Here is a 20,739-nt window from a genome sequence, read left to right as displayed (position 1 = left end):
CCTCGCTCGGTACGCGGGCCGAACCGTACCGCGTCCTGGGGTTTCCCTGACGGGCGGTCCGTTCGCGAGTGGCCGGGGAGGGCTTACGGGGCGCCGGGCTGCGCTGGGGTGCGTACGTCACCTGCGGGCCGGTGGGCACCTTTTCCGCGCTTCGCGCGGGTGTCTCCCGCCCACCACCCGATTACCCCGGGTCAACGGGTGGGCGGGCGGGAAAAACTCGCGCGAAGCGCGGAAAGGCAGCGACCACCAGGCCGCAGACAAGGAACAAACCCCCCGCCACCCCCAGCGGGAGCTCAGGAGTGGCCGAGATCCTCCCCCGCCCCCACCAACGTCACCGACCCCGAGTCGGCAGCGGGCCGCAGCGGCAGGACATCTACCCGGGTCTCGTCCAGGACCGGCGCGGCAGGCCGCGTCGGTGTCGGCATCACGGCCGCCTCCGAATGGCCCCCGCAGCCGTACGCGAGGGACACGACATGCCCGTCCGCAGGACCGAACTCATTCGCGCACACCCCGAACGCCTGCCCGAGCGATCCGCCGATCGGGGCAAGGAAGCCACAGCTGACGCAGGACGCGGGCGCGGCCTGCGCCATCGCCGTCTTCGCTCCGTGCGACTCCTCCCAGCGATCGGCCGCGGCATGCAGCCCGTACCGGGAGAGGACGCGTGCCCGGCGCATGCCGAGTTCGTCCGCGATCGCGGCGATCGAGCCACGCGCGGGCGCCGAAGGCAGCTCGGCGGGCGGACCCTCGGTGATCTCGGCGTCCTCCGCCTCGACCAGCTCCGCCATCTCCTCCGAGAACACGGAGTTCGGCGGCGGCTCCTCCTCGCCGGAGAATCCGGGTTCGAGGCGCAGGTCCTCGGCATCGGTCGGAAGGAGGTCCCCGGGACCCATGTCGCCGGGACGAAGCCGCTCGCTCCAAGGCACCCACTCGGGTGCGAGGAGCGCGTCGGGCCCAGGAAGCAGCACCGTCTCGTCGAGCGTGACGATCTTGCCGCGCGAGGCGCGGGCCACCGTCACGGCCCAGCGCCAGCCCCGGTAGCCGAAGTCCTTGCACTCGAACAGGTGCGTGACGACGCGGTCGCCCTCGACCACGACCTCCACATGCTCACCGACCACACCGGGCGCGGCGGTCTCCTCGGCCGCTTCCCTGGCCAGTCCCACCGCCTCGGCGCACAGGCGGTCGGGAGTACGCGGGGTACGCGGGGTACGGCTTCGCGTTGTCGCTGCGCTCACAGGTATCGCTTCTCCATTACGCCGTCTCACGAGTGCGCCACCCATACGCGGGGGTGCGGACGGAGCGGACCTGAGGGCCGCGTCGACGTCCGCGCCCGAACGTCCTCGGGCGCACCTACGTCATCCATTCTGCGGGATGACCGAGAGGCGCGCGGCCAAGAACAACCGCCGCAGGCGCGCTACGCACGCTACCTTCTCCTGGCCCCTGGGCCTACACCGGCGTGCCCGCACCCTGCATCGGAGCCCAGCTCGTTGCCGCTTCGTTGTCGCTTCGCGGTGGTTTTCCCACCCACCCACCCGATTGCCCCGCAACCGCCCCGCAGCGGATTTCCGGCCGCCCGCCCGATTGCCCGACAGCGTATGCGCACTAGTACACGTCTTTAAGGGGCACTATGACGAGGTGGCTGCCGCGAGGTTGTCGTCCCAGAGAGTAAGCGGACGTCGCCCGGTGTTGAACCGGGCCGCCCGCTGGGTCGGCCGCGCCCTGCACCTGCCGTTCACCGGCACGGCCCGCGGTATCCGCAAGGCCACGCACGCTCACGGCGCGGGCGAGTCGGGGCTCGGCAAGCTCATCGAACTGCACGCCGTGAACGGCGCGGGCGACGTGATGATCACCATCGCGCTCGCCTCTACCGTCTTCTTCTCCGTGCCGACCGACGAGGCCCGCGGCCGTGTCGCCCTCTATCTCGCCATCACCATGGCGCCCTTCACTCTCCTCGCCCCCGTCATCGGCCCCCTCCTCGACCGCCTCCCGCACGGCCGCCGCTACGCGATGGCAGCCGCGATGCTGGCCCGCGCCCTGCTCGCCCTGCTGCTCTCCGAAGCGGTGATCACCGGGAGCCTGGAGCTCTATCCCGCCGCGCTCGGCGTCCTGGTCGCCTCCAAGGCGTACGGGGTCGTACGCAGTGCCGTCGTGCCCCGGCTGCTGCCCAGAGGCTTCTCCCTGGTCAAAGCCAATTCGAGAGTCACGCTCGGCGGTCTTCTCGCCACCGGGCTCGCGGCTCCCGTCGGCGCGGGGCTCCAGGCGCTCGGGCCGCGCTGGCCGCTGTACGGAGCCTTCGTCATCTTCATCGTCGGGATGCTCCTCTCCCTCTCCCTGCCGTCCAAGGTCGACTCGGCGAAGGGCGAACACAAGGCGCTGCTCGCGGCCGACGAGGAGCACCTGCATCTGCACGCCCGCGTCGAAGCCGCGACGGACACGTCCAAGAAGCGGCGCCTCGGCCTGCGTACGGTCGGACCCGCCGTCACGCACGCCCTCACCGCGAACGCGTCACTGCGCTGTCTCTCCGGCTTCCTCATCTTCTTCCTCGCCTTCCTCCTTCGCGAGGAACCGCTCGGGGGCCAGAGCGCCGCGGTGTCCCTGGGGATTGTGGGAGTGGCGGCCGGAACGGGCAACGCGCTCGGCACCGCCGTCGGCGCCGGCCTGAGATCGCGGGCGCCGGAGGTCATCATCGTGACCGTCGTCGGCGTGGCCCTCGGCGTGGCGATCACCGCCGCGGTGTTCTTCGGGGCGGTGGGCGTCGCCTGTCTGGGCGCGGTGGCGGGTTTCGCGCAGGCCATGTCGAAGCTTTCCCTGGACGCCCTGATCCAGCGGGACGTACCGGAAGAGGTGCGGACCTCCGCCTTCGCCCGTTCGGAGACCATCCTTCAGGTGGCGTGGGTGGTGGGCGGCGGAATCGGCATGGCCCTGCCGCTGAACGGGGCACTGGGATTCTCGGTGGCGGCGGCGATCGTCGGACTCGGCTGGCTTTCGACCGTGCGGGGCCTGCTCTCGGCGGCCCGGCACGGCGGGAAGCAGCGACCGCGAGTGGCGTGAGCCCGACAGATCAGTGAGTACGGCGCGCCGAAACAATGGGTACGGCACGCCAAAACAACAGGCGCGGCACGCCGCGACCCCCACGTGGCGAGACGGCACGGGGTGCCCGATAGCCTTCGCCCATGACCTCCCTGCTCCGCGGCGGAGCCGCACACGTTCACAGCTCGGCGCGCCGCCGCCGTTCCGTGGCCGCCATTGGCGCTGTCTCCGCCGGACTCCTCGTCCTGTCGGCCTGCGACAAGCCGACGCCGCTCGCCACCGTCACGGTCGGCAGCGACTCGGTGAACACCGAGGCCTCCTGCTACAACGACGGCAAGGAGCTCGAGCAGTCCCAGCTGCAGGGCTGCCTCAAGGAAACGGACGTCAAGTCCATCAAGGTCGACCCCGACGAGAAGGTCCGCTTCGGCGTCGACCCCGAGGTCGCCGAGAAGGGCTGGACGCTCCTGATGAACGGTCAGCCGCTCACCGAGGCCAGCAAGAAGACGTACGTCGTCATCCCCGGCAGCGTCTTCTTCAACCAGCAGTACGGCGGCGGCTCCAAGTCGACCACCGTCAGCCTGCTCGAGGGCGGCAAGGGCTCGACCGCCAAGGCGACGGGCCTGTGGTCGTTCAAGCTCGAGAAGGACGCCTGACCGAGTCCCCGGTGTCGCCCCTCCGGATTCTGGTGGCCACCGCCGTCCCCGCCGAAAGGGACGCGGTGGCCGACCGGCTGCCCCCGCACGCCGACGCCGTCGCTGTCGGCGTCGGCCCCGCCGCCGCCGCGGCGCACACGGCGGCAGCCCTCGCACGCACCCCGTACGACCTCGTGATCTCCGCCGGAATCGGCGGCGGCTTCCAGCCCGACGCGGCCATCGGCTCCCTCGTGCTCGCCGAAGAGATCACCGTGGCGGATCTGGGCGCCGAGACGCCCGACGGTTTCCTGCCCGTAACCGAACTCGGGTTCGGCGCCGTCACCCATCAGCCGCCCGTTTCCCTCGTACGGGACATGGCAGCCGCCTGCGGCGCTCTCACCGGCACCGTCCTGACCGTCTCCACCGTGACCGGCTCCGCCGAGCGCGCCGCCGAGCTGCGGCGCCGCCATCCGCGGGCACTTGCCGAGGCGATGGAGGGATTCGGCGTCGCCGAGGCCGCCGCCGCTCACGCACTGCCCGTCCTGGAGATTCGCGCGATCTCCAACGCCGTCGGACCGCGGGACCGCGGGGCCTGGCGGATCGGCGAGGCGCTCGGCGCGCTGGGAGGCGCGTTCGGGAAATTCGCGCCCGTACTGGAGAGTTGGAAACGGCATGACTGAATCACCCACGCAGGAGTCCACGCAGGACGCGAACGCGCTGCAGATCGCTTACTCGCCCTGCCCCAACGACACCTTCGTCTTCGACGCCTGGGCCCACGGCCGGGTGCCCGGCGCGCCCGGAGTCGACGTGACGTTCGCCGACATCCACATCACCAACGGCATGGCCGAGCGCGGCGAGTTCGACATCCTGAAGGTGTCGTACGCCGTCCTGCCCTACGTCCTCGACGAGTACACCCTGCTGCCGTGCGGCGGGGCACTGGGACGCGGCTGCGGTCCGCTGGTGCTCACCCGGGAGGCCGGGGTCGACCTCACCGGCAAGACGGTCGCGGTGCCGAGCGAGAAGTCGACGGCGTACCTGCTGTTCCGGCTCTGGGCCGCGGACACCCTGGCCGGTGACGGCGTGGGCGAGATCGTGGTGCTGCCCTTCGACCAGATCATGCCCGCGGTGCGGGACGGCAAGGTCGACGCGGGGCTCGTCATCCACGAGGCGCGCTTCACCTATCAGAACTACGGGCTCAACTGCCTCGCCGACATGGGCGAGCACTGGGAGAAGACGACGGGCCTGCCCATCCCCCTCGGCGCGATCATCGCCAAGCGGTCACTCGGCGACGAGCGCCTGCGGCAGCTCGCGGACACCGTCCGTACGTCGGTGCGGATGGCCTGGGACGACCCCGAGGCCTCGCGTCCCTACGTACAGGAGCACGCTCAGGAGATGGATCCGGCGGTCGCCGACCAGCACATCGGTCTGTACGTGAACGAGTTCACGGCCGACCTGGGCGAGAACGGCTACGCGGCGATCCGTGGACTCCTCACGCGAGCGGCGGCGGAGGGGCTCGTACCGCCCCTCGCGCCCGACGCGCTCTCCTTCGGCCGATAATTCGGCCGGCAATTCGGCCGGTATCCACAGGCCTCGCGGCCTGTATCTACACGTCCAGCTGGTCGGCGACCGCGCGCAGCAGGCCCGCGATCTTCGCACCCGACGCCTTGTCGGGGTAGCGCCCCTTCTCCAGCATCGGCGTGATGTTCTCCAGAACGGTCGTCAAGTCCTGGACGATGGACGCCAGTTCGTCGGGCTTGCGCCGCTGGGCGGCGGCCACGGACGGCGTCGGGTCGAGGATCGCCACCGACAGGGCCTGGTCACCGCGCTGGCCCGCCACGACGCCGAACTCGACGCGCTGACCGGGCTTGAGTGTCTCGACACCTGAGGGCAGTACGGAGGAGTGCACGAAGACGTCGCCGCCGTCATCGCGGGAGAGAAAGCCGAAGCCCTTCTCACTGTTGAACCACTTGACCTTGCCGGTAGGCACCTGAAGTCCTCGTCCTCGTACTCGTCGTCGTACGCGTCTATGCCGCGGAAAACGGCTCTGGATAGCACTACAGCGGGTCGCCCGACCCGCCGGAACCAAGACTATTGGTCCGGAGGCCGGTGACAAGACGTCCCCGGATTCTTCCTTCGGGCTGGGAACTACCCTGGTCGGGTGCGTGACAAAACCCAAGCGAATTCCGCCGGACCGGGCGATGGCCTGGTCCGTACCGGAGCGATCGTCTTCTTCGTCGGCGCCGTGGCCACTCTGGTCACGGTGGCCCCACTGTTCCTCGGCACCGACCCCTTCCCATCCATCGCGTACGCGGTGTGCATGCTGATGGGCGTCGGATTCGTCATCGCCGTGGCAGGAGTGCTGCGCGGTATCGCCGTTCAGCGCCGCCAGGCGAAATCGGCGGCCACTTAGCGGGCGCCCGGCGGCGGTCGGCTCAGGCGCCCGCGACGTACGCTTCGAGCCAGGCCGGGAACTCCGTCAGGTCGCCGAGCACGACGTCCGCGCCCGCCGCGCGCAGTTCCGCTGCGTCGCACGGCCCTGTCGCCACCGCGACGGAGAGCGCGGACGCCGTACGCGCGCCGCGTACATCACCGGTGTGGTCACCGACGTACACGGCCGCGTCGTGCTCGCGCAGCGCGTCCGCCTTCGCCTCGGCCCACAGCCAGCCGATCACCGCGTCCGCCTCGATGCCCAGATGCGCCAGGTGGAGCTTCGCGTTCGGCTCGTGCTTGGCGGTCACCACGATCGCCCGGCCGCCGTGGGAGCGCACGGCGTCGACCGCCTCGGGGGCGCCGGGCATCGCGAGCGTGGGGGCGATGGCGTATGTGGGATAGATCTCACGGTAGCGGTCGGCCATCTCCTCGATCCGCTCATCGGGGAACCAGTGGCGCAGCTCCTGCTCCAGGGGCGGGCCGAGCCTGGTGACGGCGAGATCGATGTCTATGTACGTTCCCGTCTCGGCGGAGAGGGCCCGGTAGGCCTCCCTGATGCCGGGCCGGGAGTCGATCAGGGTCATGTCGAGGTCGAAGCCGACGGTCAGAGCGCGTGAGGTGGTCATGGGGCCATTGTGCCGAGGCCTCGACGACCGGGGCCGGGTCCAGGGGCGCCCCCCTTAGACTTAGCCAAGCCTTACCGCGCCTGCTCCTTACTGCGCCTGCTCAGCCCTACCGACCCGAAACGAGCTCAGCCGATGCGTGTGTCAGCCAGACGCGCTGTCGCGATGACGGCGGCCGTCGTGGCCCTGCTGCTCGCGGTCCTGTTCAGCCTCTCCGTCGGCGCCCGCGCGATCGCGCCGTCCGCCGTCATCGACGCACTCCTGCACGGCGGGCACAGCGACGCCGCCGAGGTCATCCGCGAGATGCGGGTGCCGCGCACGCTCATCGGCCTGATGGTCGGCGCCGCGCTCGCCCTCGCCGGCACGGTCCTCCAGGGCATCACCCGCAACCCCATCGCCGACCCCGGCATCCTCGGCGTCAGCCAGGGCGCTTCGGTGGGCGTGGTCATGGCGATCGCGTTCGCGGGCGTGCACACCCTGACCGGGTACGTCTGGTACGCCTTCGTCGGCGCGGGCATCGCGTCCGTCGCGGTGTACGCGATCGCCGCGAGCGGACGGGGCGGGGCGACCCCCGTGAAGCTCGCCCTGGGCGGCGCCGCGATCAACGCGCTCCTCGTCTCCCTGACCACCGCGGTCCTCACCACCAAGGCGTCGGCCCTGGACGAGTTCCGCTTCTGGCAGGTGGGCTCGCTCTCCGGGCGCGACGCGGAGATCGTCGGGCAGATCTGGCCGTTCCTGCTCGTGGGTCTCGTTCTCGTGCTGTCCGTGGCCCGGGGGCTCGACGCGCTCGCCCTCGGCGAGGACGTGGCCAAGGGGCTCGGACAGAAGGTCGCGACCGTACGGATCGTCGGGGGGCTCGGGGCGACCGTGCTCACGGGGGCGGGCGTCGCGGCGGCCGGGCCCATCGCGTTCATCGGGCTCGCGGTCCCGCACATCGCTCGCGCGATCGTGGGCAGTGATCATCGCTGGGTGCTGCCGATGGCCGCTGTCCTCGGGCCGGTCATGCTGCTCGTCTCCGACACCGTCGGGCGCGTCATCTTCCCGCCCAGTGAGGTGCCCGCCGGGGTGATGACCGCGCTCATCGGGGTGCCGTTCCTTGTGACCCTGGTGCGCCGGAAGGCGGTTGCTGCCTGATGTCCGTTGCTTCTGAACCGCCGCTTCGCGGCGGAGGTCTCCCGCCCACCCACCCGGCACCCCGCATCAAGCCCGCCGGGTACACCGTGCTTCGGGTGGGCCGTGCCGCCTTCCTGCTGCACCGTCGTGCGGCCGTGGTCGCCGCCTGCCTCACCCTGCTCCTGGGCGCCTCCTGCCTCGCCTACCTCTGCATAGGCGAAGCCTTCGTCCCGCCAGGCGAAGTCCTGAAGGTCCTGACGGGGCAGCCGTCACCGGACGAGCTGGTCGTGGGAACGCTGCGCGAACCCCGTCTGGTCGTCGGCCTCCTCGTCGGCGCGGCCTTCGGCGTCGCGGGCGGGCTCATCCAGACCGTCGCCCGCAACCCGCTGGCCAGCCCCGACATCATCGGCATCAGCCAGGGTGCGAGCGCCCTGACGGTGGGAGCGATGACCCTCGGGGTCACGTCCGCCACCGTCCTGCCCTACCTCTCGGTGCTCGGCGGTATCGCCGCCGCCGCTCTCGTGTACGTCTTCGCCTGGCGCGGCGGCCTGCACGCCACCCGCTTCGTGCTCATCGGCATCGGCTTCGCGATCGCCCTGCGGTCCATCACCACGCTCTTCATGACCAAGGGCGACTATCTCGTCGCCCAGCAGGCGCAGATCTGGATGACGGGCTCGCTCAACGGACGCGGCTGGGCGGAGGCCGGGCCGCTCTCGCTGACCCTGCTCGTCCTGCTCCCGTTCGTGTTCTGGGCCGCCCGCGCCCAGCGCTCGGTGACCATGGACGACGACACGGCGACCGCGCTCGGGGTACGCCTGGGGCACGTACGGCTCGGTCTCGTCCTGCTCGGCGTCGTCCTCGCCTCCGTGGCGACCGGCGCCGCGGGTCCCGTCGACTTCGTGGCCCTTCTCGCCCCTCAGATCGCCCGCAGGATGACCCGCACCGCGCAGATCCCGCTGTTCTGCTCGGCGCTGCTCGGTTCACTGATCATGGTCGTCGCCGACCTGCTCGCCCGGCGTCTCTTCTCGCCGACCGAGCTGCCGGTCGGGGTTCTCACGGCGGCCGTCGGAGCCCCGTACCTGATCTGGCTGATCGTAAGAAGCCACGGCGTCCGGTCCGGCAGCCGTTCCGTCCGCAATGGAGGCACCCAGTGACCGCCGCCCGCCTCAGCGCCCGCGAGCTGACCCTCGCCTACGAGGACCGCGAAGTCGTGCACGAGCTCGACCTCGCGGTGCCCGACGGCAAGGTCACGGTCATCGTCGGCCCCAACGCCTGTGGGAAGTCGACGACCCTGCGCGCTCTCGGCCGCCTCCTCAAGCCCAAGAGCGGCGCGGTCCTGCTCGACGGCGACGCGCTCGCCAAGCTGCCGACCAGGAAGATCGCCCAGCAGGTCGGGCTGCTCCCGCAGACGCCGGTCGCCCCCGAGGCGATCACCGTCGCCGACCTCGTCGCACGCGGACGCCAGCCGCATCAGCACTGGTGGCAGCAGTGGTCCGACGAGGACGAGCGTGCCGTGACGGAGGCGATGGAACGTACCGACGTCACAGCCCTCGCCGAACGGTCCGTGGACGAGCTGTCGGGCGGTCAGCGCCAGCGGGTGTGGATCGCGATGGCCATCGCGCAGGAGACGGACATCCTGCTCCTTGACGAGCCGACGACGTATCTGGACATCGCGCACCAGGTGGAAGTCCTCGATCTGGTGAGGCAGTTGGCCGCGCCCACGCCGGAGGGCGAGCGGGGGCGGACCGTGGTCGTGGTCCTGCACGACCTCAACCAGGCCGCCCGGTACGCCGATCACCTCGTCGCCATGAAGACGGGCCGGATCGTCGCCGAGGGCGCGCCCGCCGATGTCGTCACCGAGGATCTCGTGCGCGAGGTGTTCGGTCTGGAGTGTGTGGTGGTACCGGATCCGGTGACGGGGTCGCCCCTGGTCGTCCCGGGGGCTCCGTGGGTCGCTCAGTCGCGCCCGCAGCCCTCGTCCGACCGGAAGGTGGCCCCCAAGCCATGACCACCAGGACCAGTTCAGTGAATCGCCGCCGTGCCCTCGCCACGGGGGCCGTCGCCCTCAGCGGCGCGCTCGCGCTCTCCGCGTGCGGCTCGTCGGACTCCGGCGAGGGTGCCGCCGGTTCGGACCCGGGCAGTACGCACGTCGTCAAGACAGCCATGGGAGACGTGAAGGTCCCGGTCGCGCCCGAGCGGGTCGTCGTCCTCGACACGGCCGAGCTGGACTCCGCGATCACGCTGGGCGTGAAGCCGGTCGGTTCCACGCACGTCGAGGCGTCGTCGGGCTTCCCCGGCTATCTGCCCAAGGACAAGGTCAGCGGCATCAAGGACGTCGGCGAGATGCTGAACCCGAACATGGAGGCCATCGCGGCCCTCAAGCCGGACGTCATCCTCACCAGCAAGATCCGGCATGCCGCGAAGTACGAGCAGCTCAAGCAGATCGCGCCGACCGTGATGACGGAGAACACCGGCTACCCCTGGAAGGAGAACTTCCAGGTCCACGCCGACGCGCTGGGCAAGAAGGCCGAGGCGAAGAAGGTCGTCTCCGACTACACCCCGCACGCCGAAAAGGTCACCGCTGCCGTCGGCGGCCCGGCGAAGGCAGCCGCGACGAAGGTCAACGTCGTCCGCTTCGTGGAGGGCGCGGACATCCGCGTCTACGGCGAGCGGACGTACATCGCCACGCTCCTCAAGGACGTGGGTCTTGGCCGCCCTGCCATCGCGGCCAAGGCCAAGGACGGCTTCTCGTACGACGTGTCGCCCGAGAAGGTCGACCTCGCCGACGCCGACGTCATCTTCCGTTCCACCTACGGCGATCCGAAGAAGGCCAAGCAGACGCAGACCGTCGGCAGCAGCCTGTGGAAGAACATGGACGCGGTCAAGAAGGGCCACGTCCACACCGTCGACGACGAGCTGTGGATCCAGGGCATCGGTTACACGGCGGCGGACAAGATCCTGGACGAGATGCGTACGGACCTGACGCGGCAGTAGGGGACGCGGCAGTAGTTGCCGGCAGTAGTTACTGTCGCCGCTGCGATCTCCACAGGAGGAAGAGCGCGGAGGCGACGGCCGCGCCGCGTACCACCCACGGCCCGGTCTCGGCCATCGCGTCGCTCATGTGGCCTTCGACGATGGGATCGCCCCAGCGGCGTTCGCTCCTGCCCCACAGCCAGGTGATCCCGGCGGCCACGGCGAGCACCGGCATGCCGATGACGGCCAGCTTCGCCTCGGCGCGGCTCAGCCTGCGCGAGGTGTAGGCGAGGAGCCAGCCGCCGCCGAGGGCGATCCAGTTGCCGAGGATGGCGCCGACGGTGAGCAGGGCAGCGGCGAGCAGGAGGAGGGGGTTGGTGAAGCGGGGTGCGCCCGGGGCCACGGCTGCCGCCGTGGGGCGGCGGATGCGGATGCGGCGCCGCGTGGCGGCGGGCTCGTCCTCTTCCTCCCACTCCTCTTCCTCGTCGTCTTCCTCCTCTTCCTCCGCTTCTTTCTCGTCCTTTTCGAGGCGCTTCTTCGGCGGGGGCTTGAGGATCTCCGGGATCTCTACGCCGCCGGTGAAGCCCGGCACGCTGTCGCCGAGGCCGAAGGGGCTGCTGTCCGTCCGCCACCAGTCGGGCTCGGAGCCGCTGTCACCGAGCTCGTCCGTGCCCGCGAGGTGCGGCGGGGAAGGACCGGGGTCCTCCTCGGGCAGCTCCGGCTTCTCCGCCGCCGGGCGGGGGCGGGGAACCACGCGGCGCAGGCGCTTGGCGCGTTCCTTCAGTTCCGTCGGTTCCTTCGGTTCCTTGGGTTCCTTCGGTTTCCTCGGCTCCTGGGTGCGCTGGGTGCGCTGGGTGGGGACGGCGGGGCGGGGCGCGGTCTTCTCCGCTACGTCACCGGATCCTGCGCCCGCCGCTTCGACCAGGTCCTCGGGGGCGCCGAGGCGGTCCAGGATGCGGCGTATCGCTGCCGGGCTGTCGGCCGACGTCTTCGCCCGGCTCCGGTCGATCTCGTTCCGCAGCTCGCGGACCAGCCGCATACGGGTGCCCGACGGCAGTTGGTACTGCTGAGCCAGGTCGCCGACGCGGCTCAGATAGTCGAAGACGAGCTGATCGCTCTCGATCCCCACGAAGTCCCCTCCGGGGCGGCCCGGTTGACGACCCGCCCGTTGTACCCGGTGGGTCGACGGTATCGCGTCCGCCGGAGAGCGGGGCCCGGGGGACGCGGCTCGAGCGCGCGCGACCGTACGTACATACCGGCGCGGCCCCGCCCCGCAACCGGAGCAACAGCGCAACCCGACCCGCTACGGTGAGCGTGATGAGCACCGACGAGCAGCCCCAGCGCCCAGCGGACACCCCCCGGTCCCTCGCCGAGGCACTCCGCTCCCGTGACGACGCGTCCCTGGGCGCGCTGCTCCGAGCCCGCCCCGATCTGCTCACGCCGGTCCCGAACGACCTCACCCAGCTCGCCACCCGCGCGGCCACCCGCGCCTCCGTGGTCCGCGCCCTCGAGCGTCTCGACCGGTTCTCGCAGCAGGTCGCCGAGGCGCTCGCCGTGGCCCCGGAACCGGCGACGTACAAAGAACTGCACGCACTCGTCGCCGGAGACGAGGGAAGCGGGGGAAGCGAAGGTGGCGGGAGCGGCGCGGGAAGCAGCGCCGCCGTGGAGGCGGCTCTCGGCCGCGCCCTGGACACCCTCCGCGAGCAGGCCCTCATCTGGGGCTCCGACGACCGCCTGCGCCTGGTCCGCACCGCGCGCGAACTCCTCGCCCCCGCCCCGCAGTACCCCTCGCCCACCGGTCTCGGCCCGACCGTCGCCGAGGCCACCGCGGGCATGTCGCCGAACCGCATGCAGGACATCGTGGCGGCGGCCGGGCTCCCCTCCACACACGACGCCGTCTCAGCGGTGCGCTCGCTCACCGAACTCTTCACGGACCGCACGCGGATGTCGGCGCTCCTGGACGAGGCCCCCGCCGAGTCCGTCGAGGTGCTCTCGCGGCTCGTCTGGGGCCCGCCGTACGGCCAGGTGACCGCCGATCCGGCGCGCCACCTGCGCTGGCTCCTGGACCGCGGTCTGCTGCTCCCGACCTCGCCGGGCACGGTCGTCCTCTCCCGCGAGGCCGCCCTGCACCTGCGCGCGGGCCGCGCCCACCGGGTCCTCGAACCGGTGCCGCCGGCCGTCGACGCGCTGCGCGAACACCGTCCACAGGCTGTGGACGAGGCGGCGGCGAGCCAGGCGTACATGGCGCTCGACACCGTCGAGGAGCTCCTGAAGGACTGGGACGAGGGCGGTCCCACCGTCCTTCGCGCGGGCGGCCTGAGCGTGCGCGACCTGAAACGGACGGCGGTGGCACTCGACGTGCCGGAGCCGGTGGCCGCGTTCTGGGTCGAACTGGCCTACGCGGCGGGCCTCGTGGCGTCGGACGGCGAGGCGGACGAGCGGTACGCGGCGACGCCCGCGTACGACGACTGGCAGGAACTGCCCGCCGCCCAGCGCTGGTCCGTCCTCGCCACGGCCTGGCTGACGGCGACCCGCACATCGGGCCTGATCGGCGGCAGGGACGGCAAGGACCGCACCCTTTCGGCCCTCGGCCCGCACCTCGACCGCTCATCCGCGCCGGAGATCCGGCACCGGGTGCTCACGCTCCTCACCACACTGCCGGACGGCGCGAGCCCGACACCGGCGTCGATCCTCGCGCGCCTGCGCTGGGAGCGACCGCCGAGGGGCTCGGCCGGGGGCGGCGCGTCGGCGGGCGGCGTGTCTTCGGGCCCCGCGTCCGGCCTCTCGTCCGGCGGGGCGCCCATGGAACTGCGGGCCCGGATCGCCCAATGGACGCTGAACGAGGCGGAGTTGCTCGGCGTCACGGGACGCGGGGCGCTGTCCGCGCACGGACGCGCGCTGCTCGGCTCCGAGAGCGGGGAGAACGGGAAGAACGGGGAGGGTCCGGCGGGACCGGAATCAGGAGCAGCCGCCGCCCACCTCTCCCCCGCCGAACTCGCCGCGTACGGCGCACGAGCCGCCAGGCTCCTCGCGCCGCAGCTCCCCGAGCCGCTCGGCCACGTCCTTCTGCAGGCCGACCTCACGGCGGTGGCCCCGGGCCCCCTCGACCGGCCCCTTGCCGAGACCCTCTCCGTGCTCGCCGACGTCGAGTCGAAGGGCGGGGCGACGGTGTACCGGTTCACGCCCGGCTCCGTGCGGCGGGCGCTCGACGCGGGGAAGTCCGCGTCCGACCTGCACGCCTTCCTCGCCGCGCACTCCCGTACGCCGGTTCCGCAGCCGCTCGCGTACCTCATCGACGACGTCGCCCGTAAACACGGCCACCTGCGGATCGGCGCCGCCTCCGCGTACGTGCGCTGCGACGACGAGGCGCTCCTGAACGAGATCCTCGCCGACAAGCGCTCCCAGGGCCTGCGCCTGCGCCGTCTCTCACCGACCGTGCTCGCCGCCCAGGCCGACCCCGGGGCGCTCCTCGAAGGCCTGCGCGGAATGGGCTTCGCGCCCGCCGCCGAGAGCGCCGAGGGAGACGTACTGATCACCCGAGCGCACGCCCACCGCTCACCGCCCCGCACCGCGCCCGAGCCGGTCCATGACGGCCCGCCGCTCGCCGACTCCACCCTGACCGGCGCGGCCGTACGCGCCATCCGCGCGGGCGACCTGGCGTCGACCGCCCCCCGCAAGGCGACCCCGGAGGCGGGCGACGCGCTGCCCCGCACGACGGCGGCGGAGACCCTCGCCACGATGCAGGCCGCGGTCCTGACCAGCGAGGCGGTCTGGATCGGCTACGTGAACGCCGAGGGCTCGGCAAGCCAGCGCGTGATCGCCCCGATCCGGGTAGAGGGCGGCTTCGTGACGGCGTACGACCACACGGCGGACGAGGTCAGGACGTACCCCCTGCACCGCGTCACAGGGGTCGCGGAGCTGGCTGACGACTGAGCCCGGCTACTGGTCGACTGCTAGGGCGGCGACTGAGGCCGGAACGTATTCGCGCGCCATGCGGCACACTGGACGTTTGGCTTACCGAAAGGGTGCGCGCGTGAATGGTCCCCTGATCGTCCAGTCGGACAAGACTCTCCTGCTCGAGGTCGACCACGAGCGGGCCGACGCCTGCCGCCGTGTCATCGCCCCCTTCGCGGAGCTGGAGCGTGCTCCCGAGCACATCCACACCTACCGCGTGACGCCGCTGGGCCTGTGGAACGCCCGTGCGGCCGGGCACGACGCCGAGCAGGTCGTGGACGCCCTTGTGGAGTTCTCGCGCTACCCCGTGCCGCACGCGCTGCTCGTGGACATCGCCGAGACGATGGCGCGCTACGGACGGCTCACGCTCTCCAAGCACCCCGTGCACGGCCTCGTCCTGACCACCACCGACCGGCCGGTCCTTGAAGAGATCCTGCGGTCCAAGAAGGTGCAGCCGCTCGTCGGTGAGCGGGTCGACGCGGACACCGTCGTCGTCCATCCCTCCGAGCGCGGGCAGGTCAAGCAGACCCTCCTGAAGCTGGGCTGGCCCGCCGAGGACCTCGCCGGTTACGTCGACGGCGAGGCGCACCGGATCGAGCTCGCGGAGGACGGCTGGGCGCTGCGGCCGTATCAGAAGCAGGCGGTCGAGGGGTTCTGGCACGGCGGCAGCGGCGTCGTCGTGCTGCCCTGTGGCGCGGGCAAGACGCTGGTCGGGGCCGGTGCCATGGCCGAGGCCAAGGCGACCACGCTGATCCTGGTGACCAACACGGTCTCCGCCCGGCAGTGGAAGCACGAGCTGATCAAGCGGACCTCGTTGACCGAGGAGGAGATCGGCGAGTACAGCGGTACGCGCAAGGAGATCCGCCCGGTCACCATCGCCACGTACCAGGTCCTGACGACGAAGCGTAAGGGCGTCTACCCGCACCTCGAGCTCTTCGACTCCCGGGACTGGGGCCTTGTCATCTACGACGAGGTGCACCTGCTCCCCGCCCCCGTCTTCAAGTTCACCGCCGACCTCCAGGCGCGGCGGCGCCTCGGTCTGACGGCCACGCTGGTGCGGGAGGACGGCCGGGAGTCCGACGTCTTCTCGCTGATCGGACCCAAGCGGTTCGACGCTCCGTGGAAGGAGATCGAGGCGCAGGGGTACATCGCGCCCGCCGACTGTGTCGAGGTGCGGGTCAACCTGACGGACTCGGAGCGGCTCGCGTACGCGACGGCCGAGGCCGAGGAGAAGTACCGCTTCTGCGCCACGACGGCGACGAAGCGGAAGGTGACGGAAGCGCTCGTCAAGAAGCACGCGGGCGAGCAGACCCTGGTCATCGGCCAGTACATCGACCAGCTGGACGAGCTGGGCGAGCACCTGGACGCCCCCGTCATCAAGGGCGAGACGACGAACGCGCAGCGCGAGAAGCTGTTCGGCGCGTTCCGGGAGGGCGAGATCTCCGTCCTCGTCGTCTCGAAGGTCGCGAACTTCTCGATCGACCTGCCCGAGGCTACGGTCGCGATCCAGGTGTCGGGAACGTTCGGCTCCCGCCAGGAGGAGGCACAGCGGCTCGGTCGCGTGCTGCGTCCGAAGGCTGACGGTCACGAGGCCCGCTTCTACTCCGTCGTGGCTCGGGACACGATCGACCAGGACTTCGCGGCGCACCGGCAGCGGTTCCTCGCCGAGCAGGGGTACGCGTACCGGATCGTGGACGCGGACGAGCTCCTTGCGGACAACTGAGGGCGACGGTCGCTACGAGCGCGAGGGTCAGCAGGGGGTAGGGCGAGGCCAGCGGCTGCTGCCAGAGGGGTAGTCGCAGGTCCAGGTCGCCCTGGTGCGGGATGAGCCACAGGGTGCGGGCCGTGAAGAGGGTCGCCACCGCCAAGGTCAGGCGGGGGCGGCCCTCCGCCATGAGCAGGGTCAGGAGCGGTACGCACCAGATCCAGTGGTGGGACCAGCTGATGGGCGAGACGAGGAGCGCGGTGGCTGCGGCGAGGAGGACGCCGCGGGCTTCGGTGGGGGTGCCGGGGGTGCCGGGGGTGCCCGCTTGTCGGCTGCGGGCCAGCCACATCCCGGTGACGGCGATGAGGGTGGCGGGGACGGCCCACAGGAGGCCCGGATGCGGGTCGTGGGCCATGCGGGCGATGAGCCCCTGAAGCGACTGGTTGTCGACGATCCACGCCTTGCCGACGCGGCCCGTCTCGAAGATCCGGTGGGTCCAGAAGTCGGCGCTGGCGGCGGGGAGTGTGAGTACGCCGAGCGTGATGGTGGCGGTGAGGGCCGCGGTGGCGGTCAGACCTTCGCGTACGCGCCCGGTGAGGAAGAGGTACGCGATGAAGACCGCCGGGGTGAGCTTGATCCCGGCGGCGACACCGATGGCGAAGCCCTTGCCCACGGCGCCGGGGGGTCTGGTCAGATCCCAGAGGATCAGACAGGCGAGGGCGAGATTGATCTGCCCGAAGACGATGGTCTGGAAGACGGGCTCCAGCCAGAGGGCTAGGGCGGTGGCTGCGAGGAGGGGGGCGAGGCGGGTGGGGATGCGGGCGAGGCGGCAGGAGAGGTGGATCAGGAGTACGAGGAGGGCGATGTTCCCCGCGATGAAGGCGAGCTTGAGGGCGGGGAGGGGGAGCCAGGTGGTCGGTACGAAGAGGATGGCGGCGAACGGGGGGTATGTGGCGGGGAGGTCCCACTCGGTGACGGTGAACCCGTAGAGATCGCCTCCGTTGGCCACGGCGGCGCCCTCGGCCCGGTAGACGAGGGTGTCGGCCATGGGGATGTGCTGGGCGAGGCAGAGGGTGGCGAGGGCGGCGAGGGAGAGGGCGAGGGCGAGGAGAGCGAATACGTAACGTGACTTTCCGCTCACCCTGGGTTGCTTCACGGCGGCGACTTTAGTGGACCTCGGGGGCCGCTCGTCTGTGGGTGCGGGGCCGCGCCGGTATGTCCGTCCTCGCCATCCGCTGGTGGGCGCGTGTCTGCTTCGGCGGGGGAGTGCTGAGTACCGTGCTCCGGGCGGAAATACCGACACGTCCCCTCACGTCTCGATGCCGGGCAATCGGGCGGGTGGGTGGGAGAGCTTGTTCGTCCAGGCGAGACCCGGGGTGATCGGGCGGGTGGGTGGGAGAGCTTGTTCGTCCAGGCGAGACCCGGGGTGATCGGGCGGGTGGGTGGGAGAGCTTGTTCGTTCGGGCGGAGCCCGGGGCCGTCCCCGCCCCGGGGGGAAATTCGGTGGCCCCTCCATGCAGGGGAGGCATAAGATGCCCGGTCTGCCCGCGTGGAACGCGGTCGCCGACCGGACGGAAACCGGCGGCCCAGAACCCGCACCCAGGCCGGAGGCAACCGTGCAGGCCCACCCCAACCCCCTCTCCCACGAGCAGTCCCACCTCGCCGCATCCCGCTCCGCCCTGAGAGCGATGCGCGAGGACGCCGAGGCCCTCGACATCCGCGACGTCACGGCGAACTGGGTGAACGCCGCCGTCCTGCAGAGCCAGATCGACGAGCGGATCAAATCCCTCGCCGACCTCTCGCACACCCCCCTCTTCTTCGGCCGCCTCGACTACCTCCACGCCCCCGGCGCCGAGCAGGCGGAAGGCGCCGAGGGCGAGCAGTTCTACATCGGCCGGCGGCACGTCCACGACGCCGACGGCGACCCGATGGTCATCGACTGGCGCGCCCCCGTCTCGCAGCCCTTCTACCGGGCCTCCAAGAAGGCGCCGATGGACATCGCCCTGCGGCGGCGGTTCGGGTACACGGGCGGTGACCTCACCGCGTACGAGGACGAACGTCTCAGCGACGCCGACGAGGTCGAGCGGACGAGCAAGCTGCTCCAGCAGGAGATCGAGCGGCCCCGCGTGGGCCCGATGCGCGACATCGTCGCCACGATCCAGCCCGAGCAGGACGAGATCGTGCGCAGCGGGCTCGGCGGGTCCGTCTGCGTACAGGGTGGACCGGGTACCGGTAAGACCGCCGTCGGCCTGCACCGCGTCGCCTACCTCCTGTACGCCCACCGGGAGCGCCTGGCCAGGACCGGCACCCTGGTCATCGGGCCCAACAAGTCCTTCCTGCATTACATCGAGCAAGTGCTGCCCGCGCTCGGCGAGTTGGAGGTCAAGCAGGCCACCGTCGACGATCTCGTCTCGCACGTCGAGGTGCGCGGCGTCGACGAAGCGCCCGCAGCCGTCATCAAGGGCGACGCCCGCATGGCCGAGGTACTGCGGAAGGCCCTGCGGTCCCACGTGAGTACGCCCAGCGAGCCCCTCATGGTGGTGCGCGGGTCGCGGCGATGGCGTATCCCCGCGCACGAACTCGAGGAGCTTGTCGCAGAGTTGCTCGGCCGCGACATCCGGTACGGAGCCGCGCGCGACGCCCTTCCTCAGCGCATCGCGCACTCCGTGCTCGTACAGATGGAGAGGTCGGGCGAGGCCCCCGACGACCGCGTACAGGACGCCGTGGCCCGCAACTCCGCCGTGAAGGCCGCCGTCAAGACCGTGTGGCCGCCCGTCGATCCCGCCAAGCTGGTGCTGCGGCTGCTCTCCGACGCCGAGTTCCTCGCCGAGCACGCGGAGGGGATCCTCGACGCCGACGAGCAGAAGCTCATCCTCTGGGCCAAGCCCGTACGCGGCGTCAAGGCTGCCAAGTGGTCCGCCGCTGATGCCGTGTTGATCGACGAGGCGAGTGACCTCGTCGCCCGGACCCACTCCCTCGGGCATGTCGTGATCGATGAGGCGCAGGACCTCTCCCCCATGCAGTACCGGGCGGTGGGCCGCCGCTGCACCACCGGGTCCGCCACCGTCCTCGGCGACCTGGCGCAGGGCACCACCCCTTGGGCCACGCGGAGTTGGGAAGAGGCGCTCGGGCATCTGGGGAAGGGCGAGGCCGTGGTGGAGGAGCTCACCGCGGGTTTCCGTGTGCCGCGGGAGGTGATCGCGTTCGCCTCGCGACTGCTTCCCTCCATCGCGCCCGGCCTGGCCGAGGTCAAGTCCGTGCGTGAGTCAGCCGGTTCGCTGGTGGTGCGGCGTGTGGAGGACCTGGCCGGCGCCGCCCTCGAAGCCTGCGTCGAGTCACTGCGCCACGAGGGGTCCATCGGCCTCATCGCCGCCGACGCCCGCGTCCCCGCGCTCGCCGAAGCCCTCGACGCCGCCGGGATGACGTACCTCTCGCCCGGCGACGAGACCACCCCCGACACCCGGCTCACGCTCGTGCCCGCATCCCTGGCCAAGGGGCTCGAGTACGACTACGTGGTCCTCGACGAACCCGCCGCCGTGGTCGACGGCGAGCCCGACGAGCGGACCGGCCTGCGGCGGCTTTACGTCGCCCTGACCCGTGCCGTCTCGGGGCTCACCGTCGTCCACGCGGCCGAGCTGCCGGAGCAGCTCGCCCGCTAGGACCCTTCGTCCGCCGGGGCGCCGGCGGACGGCAGGTGCGTGACGACGAGCACGATGCCCGCGAGCGTCACGATCCGCGTGGCCGCGTCCAGGCCGTTCCAGTCCTCCGACTGCCACATGGCGAACCATTCGCCGCCGATCCCGATGAATCCCAACCCGAACAGGACGAGGATCATCAGCAGGCCGATCGTGCCCGTCTGTCGGGCCTTGCGCAGCCCCTGAGGGCGGCGCAGGGCACCGGCCCACAGGACCGTCGCCGTGAGGAGGACCAGTGCGGCCAGGGTCTCCCAGACGATGATTCCGACGTACGCGGCGTCCTGGAGCGCGGTGGACCCGATGGCGCGCCACATCAGGTCGTCGTCCTTGAAGGTGGTGTCCATCGCCAGGACATGGCGTACGTACTGCTGGTTGTTGTCGAAGTCGGTGATGTTCCCGAACGCGACGAGTGCGATGTAGAGCGCCACCGTCCCGGTGAGCACCATCGCGGCCACGGGCAGTGTCCCGGCCGCGAGTATCCGGTCCGCAGGGCGCGTCTTGTTCGCTGGTGTCGGCATGAAGTCCCCCTCTTTGTCCGACCTTTGTCCGGCCGTTGTCCGCCCAGTTGTATCGCGTCCCAGGGGGAA

17 protein-coding genes and 1 pseudogene are annotated in these 20,739 nt (G+C 71.2%); 12 read left to right on the top strand and 6 right to left on the bottom strand.

The window, feature by feature from the left end; translation table 11 throughout:
• Positions 1-293: 293 nt before the first annotated feature.
• Entirely contained in the window at positions 294-1,232 is a 939-nt protein-coding gene (locus ACWFRJ_RS42210; RefSeq protein WP_383269980.1) for a DUF3027 domain-containing protein, read from the bottom strand.
• 415 nt (positions 1,233-1,647) lie between these two features.
• Between ACWFRJ_RS42210 and ACWFRJ_RS42205 the strand changes: the two genes are divergently transcribed.
• The 4 genes from ACWFRJ_RS42205 to ACWFRJ_RS42190 all read left to right on the top strand — a co-directional run bounded on the left by ACWFRJ_RS42205 (position 1,648) and on the right by ACWFRJ_RS42190 (position 5,216).
• A complete protein-coding gene (locus ACWFRJ_RS42205) occupies positions 1,648-3,048 on the top strand; it encodes an MFS transporter (protein WP_453543973.1) in 1,401 nt (466 codons plus the stop codon).
• A gap of 122 nt (positions 3,049-3,170) precedes the next feature.
• Positions 3,171-3,680 carry a DUF2771 domain-containing protein gene (locus tag ACWFRJ_RS42200; RefSeq protein ID WP_453543971.1) on the top strand — a complete coding sequence of 170 codons (510 nt, stop codon included), beginning with the start codon at positions 3,171-3,173 and terminating at the stop codon, positions 3,678-3,680.
• Positions 3,650-4,339 carry a futalosine hydrolase gene (locus ACWFRJ_RS42195; RefSeq protein ID WP_453543969.1) on the top strand — a complete coding sequence of 230 codons (690 nt, stop codon included), beginning with the start codon at positions 3,650-3,652 and terminating at the stop codon, positions 4,337-4,339. The genes ACWFRJ_RS42200 and ACWFRJ_RS42195 overlap by 31 nt, the downstream gene beginning before the upstream one ends.
• Positions 4,332-5,216 carry a 1,4-dihydroxy-6-naphthoate synthase gene (locus ACWFRJ_RS42190; protein WP_453543967.1) on the top strand — a complete coding sequence of 295 codons (885 nt, stop codon included), beginning with the start codon at positions 4,332-4,334 and terminating at the stop codon, positions 5,214-5,216. The genes ACWFRJ_RS42195 and ACWFRJ_RS42190 overlap by 8 nt, the downstream gene beginning before the upstream one ends.
• 46 nt (positions 5,217-5,262) lie before the next feature.
• Here ACWFRJ_RS42190 and ACWFRJ_RS42185 read toward each other — a convergent pair whose 3' ends face one another.
• Positions 5,263-5,646 (bottom strand): cold-shock protein, encoded by a 384-nt coding sequence (locus tag ACWFRJ_RS42185; protein WP_389905124.1) that lies wholly within the window; start codon positions 5,644-5,646, stop codon positions 5,263-5,265.
• 171 nt (positions 5,647-5,817) lie between these two features.
• Between ACWFRJ_RS42185 and ACWFRJ_RS42180 the strand changes: the two genes are divergently transcribed.
• Complete coding sequence (locus ACWFRJ_RS42180) at positions 5,818-6,069, top strand: hypothetical protein (RefSeq protein WP_453543964.1); 252 nt, start codon at positions 5,818-5,820, stop codon at positions 6,067-6,069.
• Positions 6,070-6,091: 22 nt separating this feature from the next.
• Here the strand turns inward: ACWFRJ_RS42180 and ACWFRJ_RS42175 are convergent, their stop codons facing one another.
• Positions 6,092-6,715, bottom strand: coding sequence for an HAD family hydrolase (locus ACWFRJ_RS42175; protein ID WP_453543962.1), 624 nt, complete (start codon positions 6,713-6,715; stop codon positions 6,092-6,094).
• Between the two features lie 132 nt (positions 6,716-6,847).
• Here ACWFRJ_RS42175 and ACWFRJ_RS42170 point away from each other — a divergent pair, with 132 nt between their 5' ends.
• From ACWFRJ_RS42170 to ACWFRJ_RS42155, 4 genes are read left to right on the top strand one after another with little or no spacing between them, the layout of a single operon-like run.
• Positions 6,848-7,846, top strand: a complete 999-nt coding sequence (locus ACWFRJ_RS42170) for a FecCD family ABC transporter permease (protein WP_453543960.1) — start codon at positions 6,848-6,850, stop codon at positions 7,844-7,846.
• Positions 7,846-8,979, top strand: coding sequence for a FecCD family ABC transporter permease (locus ACWFRJ_RS42165; protein ID WP_453543958.1), 1,134 nt, complete (start codon positions 7,846-7,848; stop codon positions 8,977-8,979). Before ACWFRJ_RS42170 ends, ACWFRJ_RS42165 begins: the two co-directional genes overlap by 1 nt.
• Entirely contained in the window at positions 8,976-9,833 is an 858-nt protein-coding gene (locus ACWFRJ_RS42160; protein WP_453543956.1) for an ABC transporter ATP-binding protein, read from the top strand. The genes ACWFRJ_RS42165 and ACWFRJ_RS42160 overlap by 4 nt, the downstream gene beginning before the upstream one ends.
• The gene (locus ACWFRJ_RS42155; RefSeq protein ID WP_453543954.1) at positions 9,830-10,819 is read left to right on the top strand and encodes an ABC transporter substrate-binding protein; all 990 of its coding nucleotides are present in this window, start codon (positions 9,830-9,832) and stop codon (positions 10,817-10,819) included. Before ACWFRJ_RS42160 ends, ACWFRJ_RS42155 begins: the two co-directional genes overlap by 4 nt.
• A 28-nt stretch (positions 10,820-10,847) precedes the next feature.
• Here the strand turns inward: ACWFRJ_RS42155 and ACWFRJ_RS42150 are convergent, their stop codons facing one another.
• The gene (locus tag ACWFRJ_RS42150; RefSeq protein ID WP_453543952.1) at positions 10,848-11,927 is read right to left on the bottom strand and encodes a hypothetical protein; all 1,080 of its coding nucleotides are present in this window, start codon (positions 11,925-11,927) and stop codon (positions 10,848-10,850) included.
• Between the two features lie 188 nt (positions 11,928-12,115).
• Here ACWFRJ_RS42150 and ACWFRJ_RS42145 point away from each other — a divergent pair, with 188 nt between their 5' ends.
• Positions 12,116-14,731, top strand: coding sequence for a helicase-associated domain-containing protein (locus ACWFRJ_RS42145; protein WP_453543950.1), 2,616 nt, complete (start codon positions 12,116-12,118; stop codon positions 14,729-14,731).
• 100 nt (positions 14,732-14,831) lie between these two features.
• Positions 14,832-16,475, top strand: coding sequence for a DNA repair helicase XPB (locus tag ACWFRJ_RS42140; protein ID WP_383321604.1), 1,644 nt, complete (start codon positions 14,832-14,834; stop codon positions 16,473-16,475).
• On the opposite strand, the pseudogene ACWFRJ_RS42135 reads toward ACWFRJ_RS42140, so the two are convergent.
• A pseudogene (locus ACWFRJ_RS42135) lies at positions 16,381-17,505 on the bottom strand (glycosyltransferase 87 family protein); the annotation flags it as partial. The gene ACWFRJ_RS42140 and the pseudogene ACWFRJ_RS42135 overlap by 95 nt on opposite strands.
• Positions 17,506-17,989: 484 nt before the next feature.
• Between ACWFRJ_RS42135 and ACWFRJ_RS42130 the strand changes: the two are divergent.
• A complete protein-coding gene (locus ACWFRJ_RS42130) occupies positions 17,990-20,116 on the top strand; it encodes a HelD family protein (RefSeq protein ID WP_453543947.1) in 2,127 nt (708 codons plus the stop codon).
• Here ACWFRJ_RS42130 and ACWFRJ_RS42125 read toward each other — a convergent pair.
• Complete coding sequence (locus ACWFRJ_RS42125) at positions 20,113-20,670, bottom strand: DUF2165 domain-containing protein (protein ID WP_453543945.1); 558 nt, start codon at positions 20,668-20,670, stop codon at positions 20,113-20,115. The genes ACWFRJ_RS42130 and ACWFRJ_RS42125 overlap by 4 nt on opposite strands.
• Positions 20,671-20,739: the final 69 nt, after the last annotated feature.

Source organism: Streptomyces sp. NPDC055239, assembly GCF_053606205.1.
This window is presented reverse-complemented; position numbering and strand designations above follow the sequence as displayed.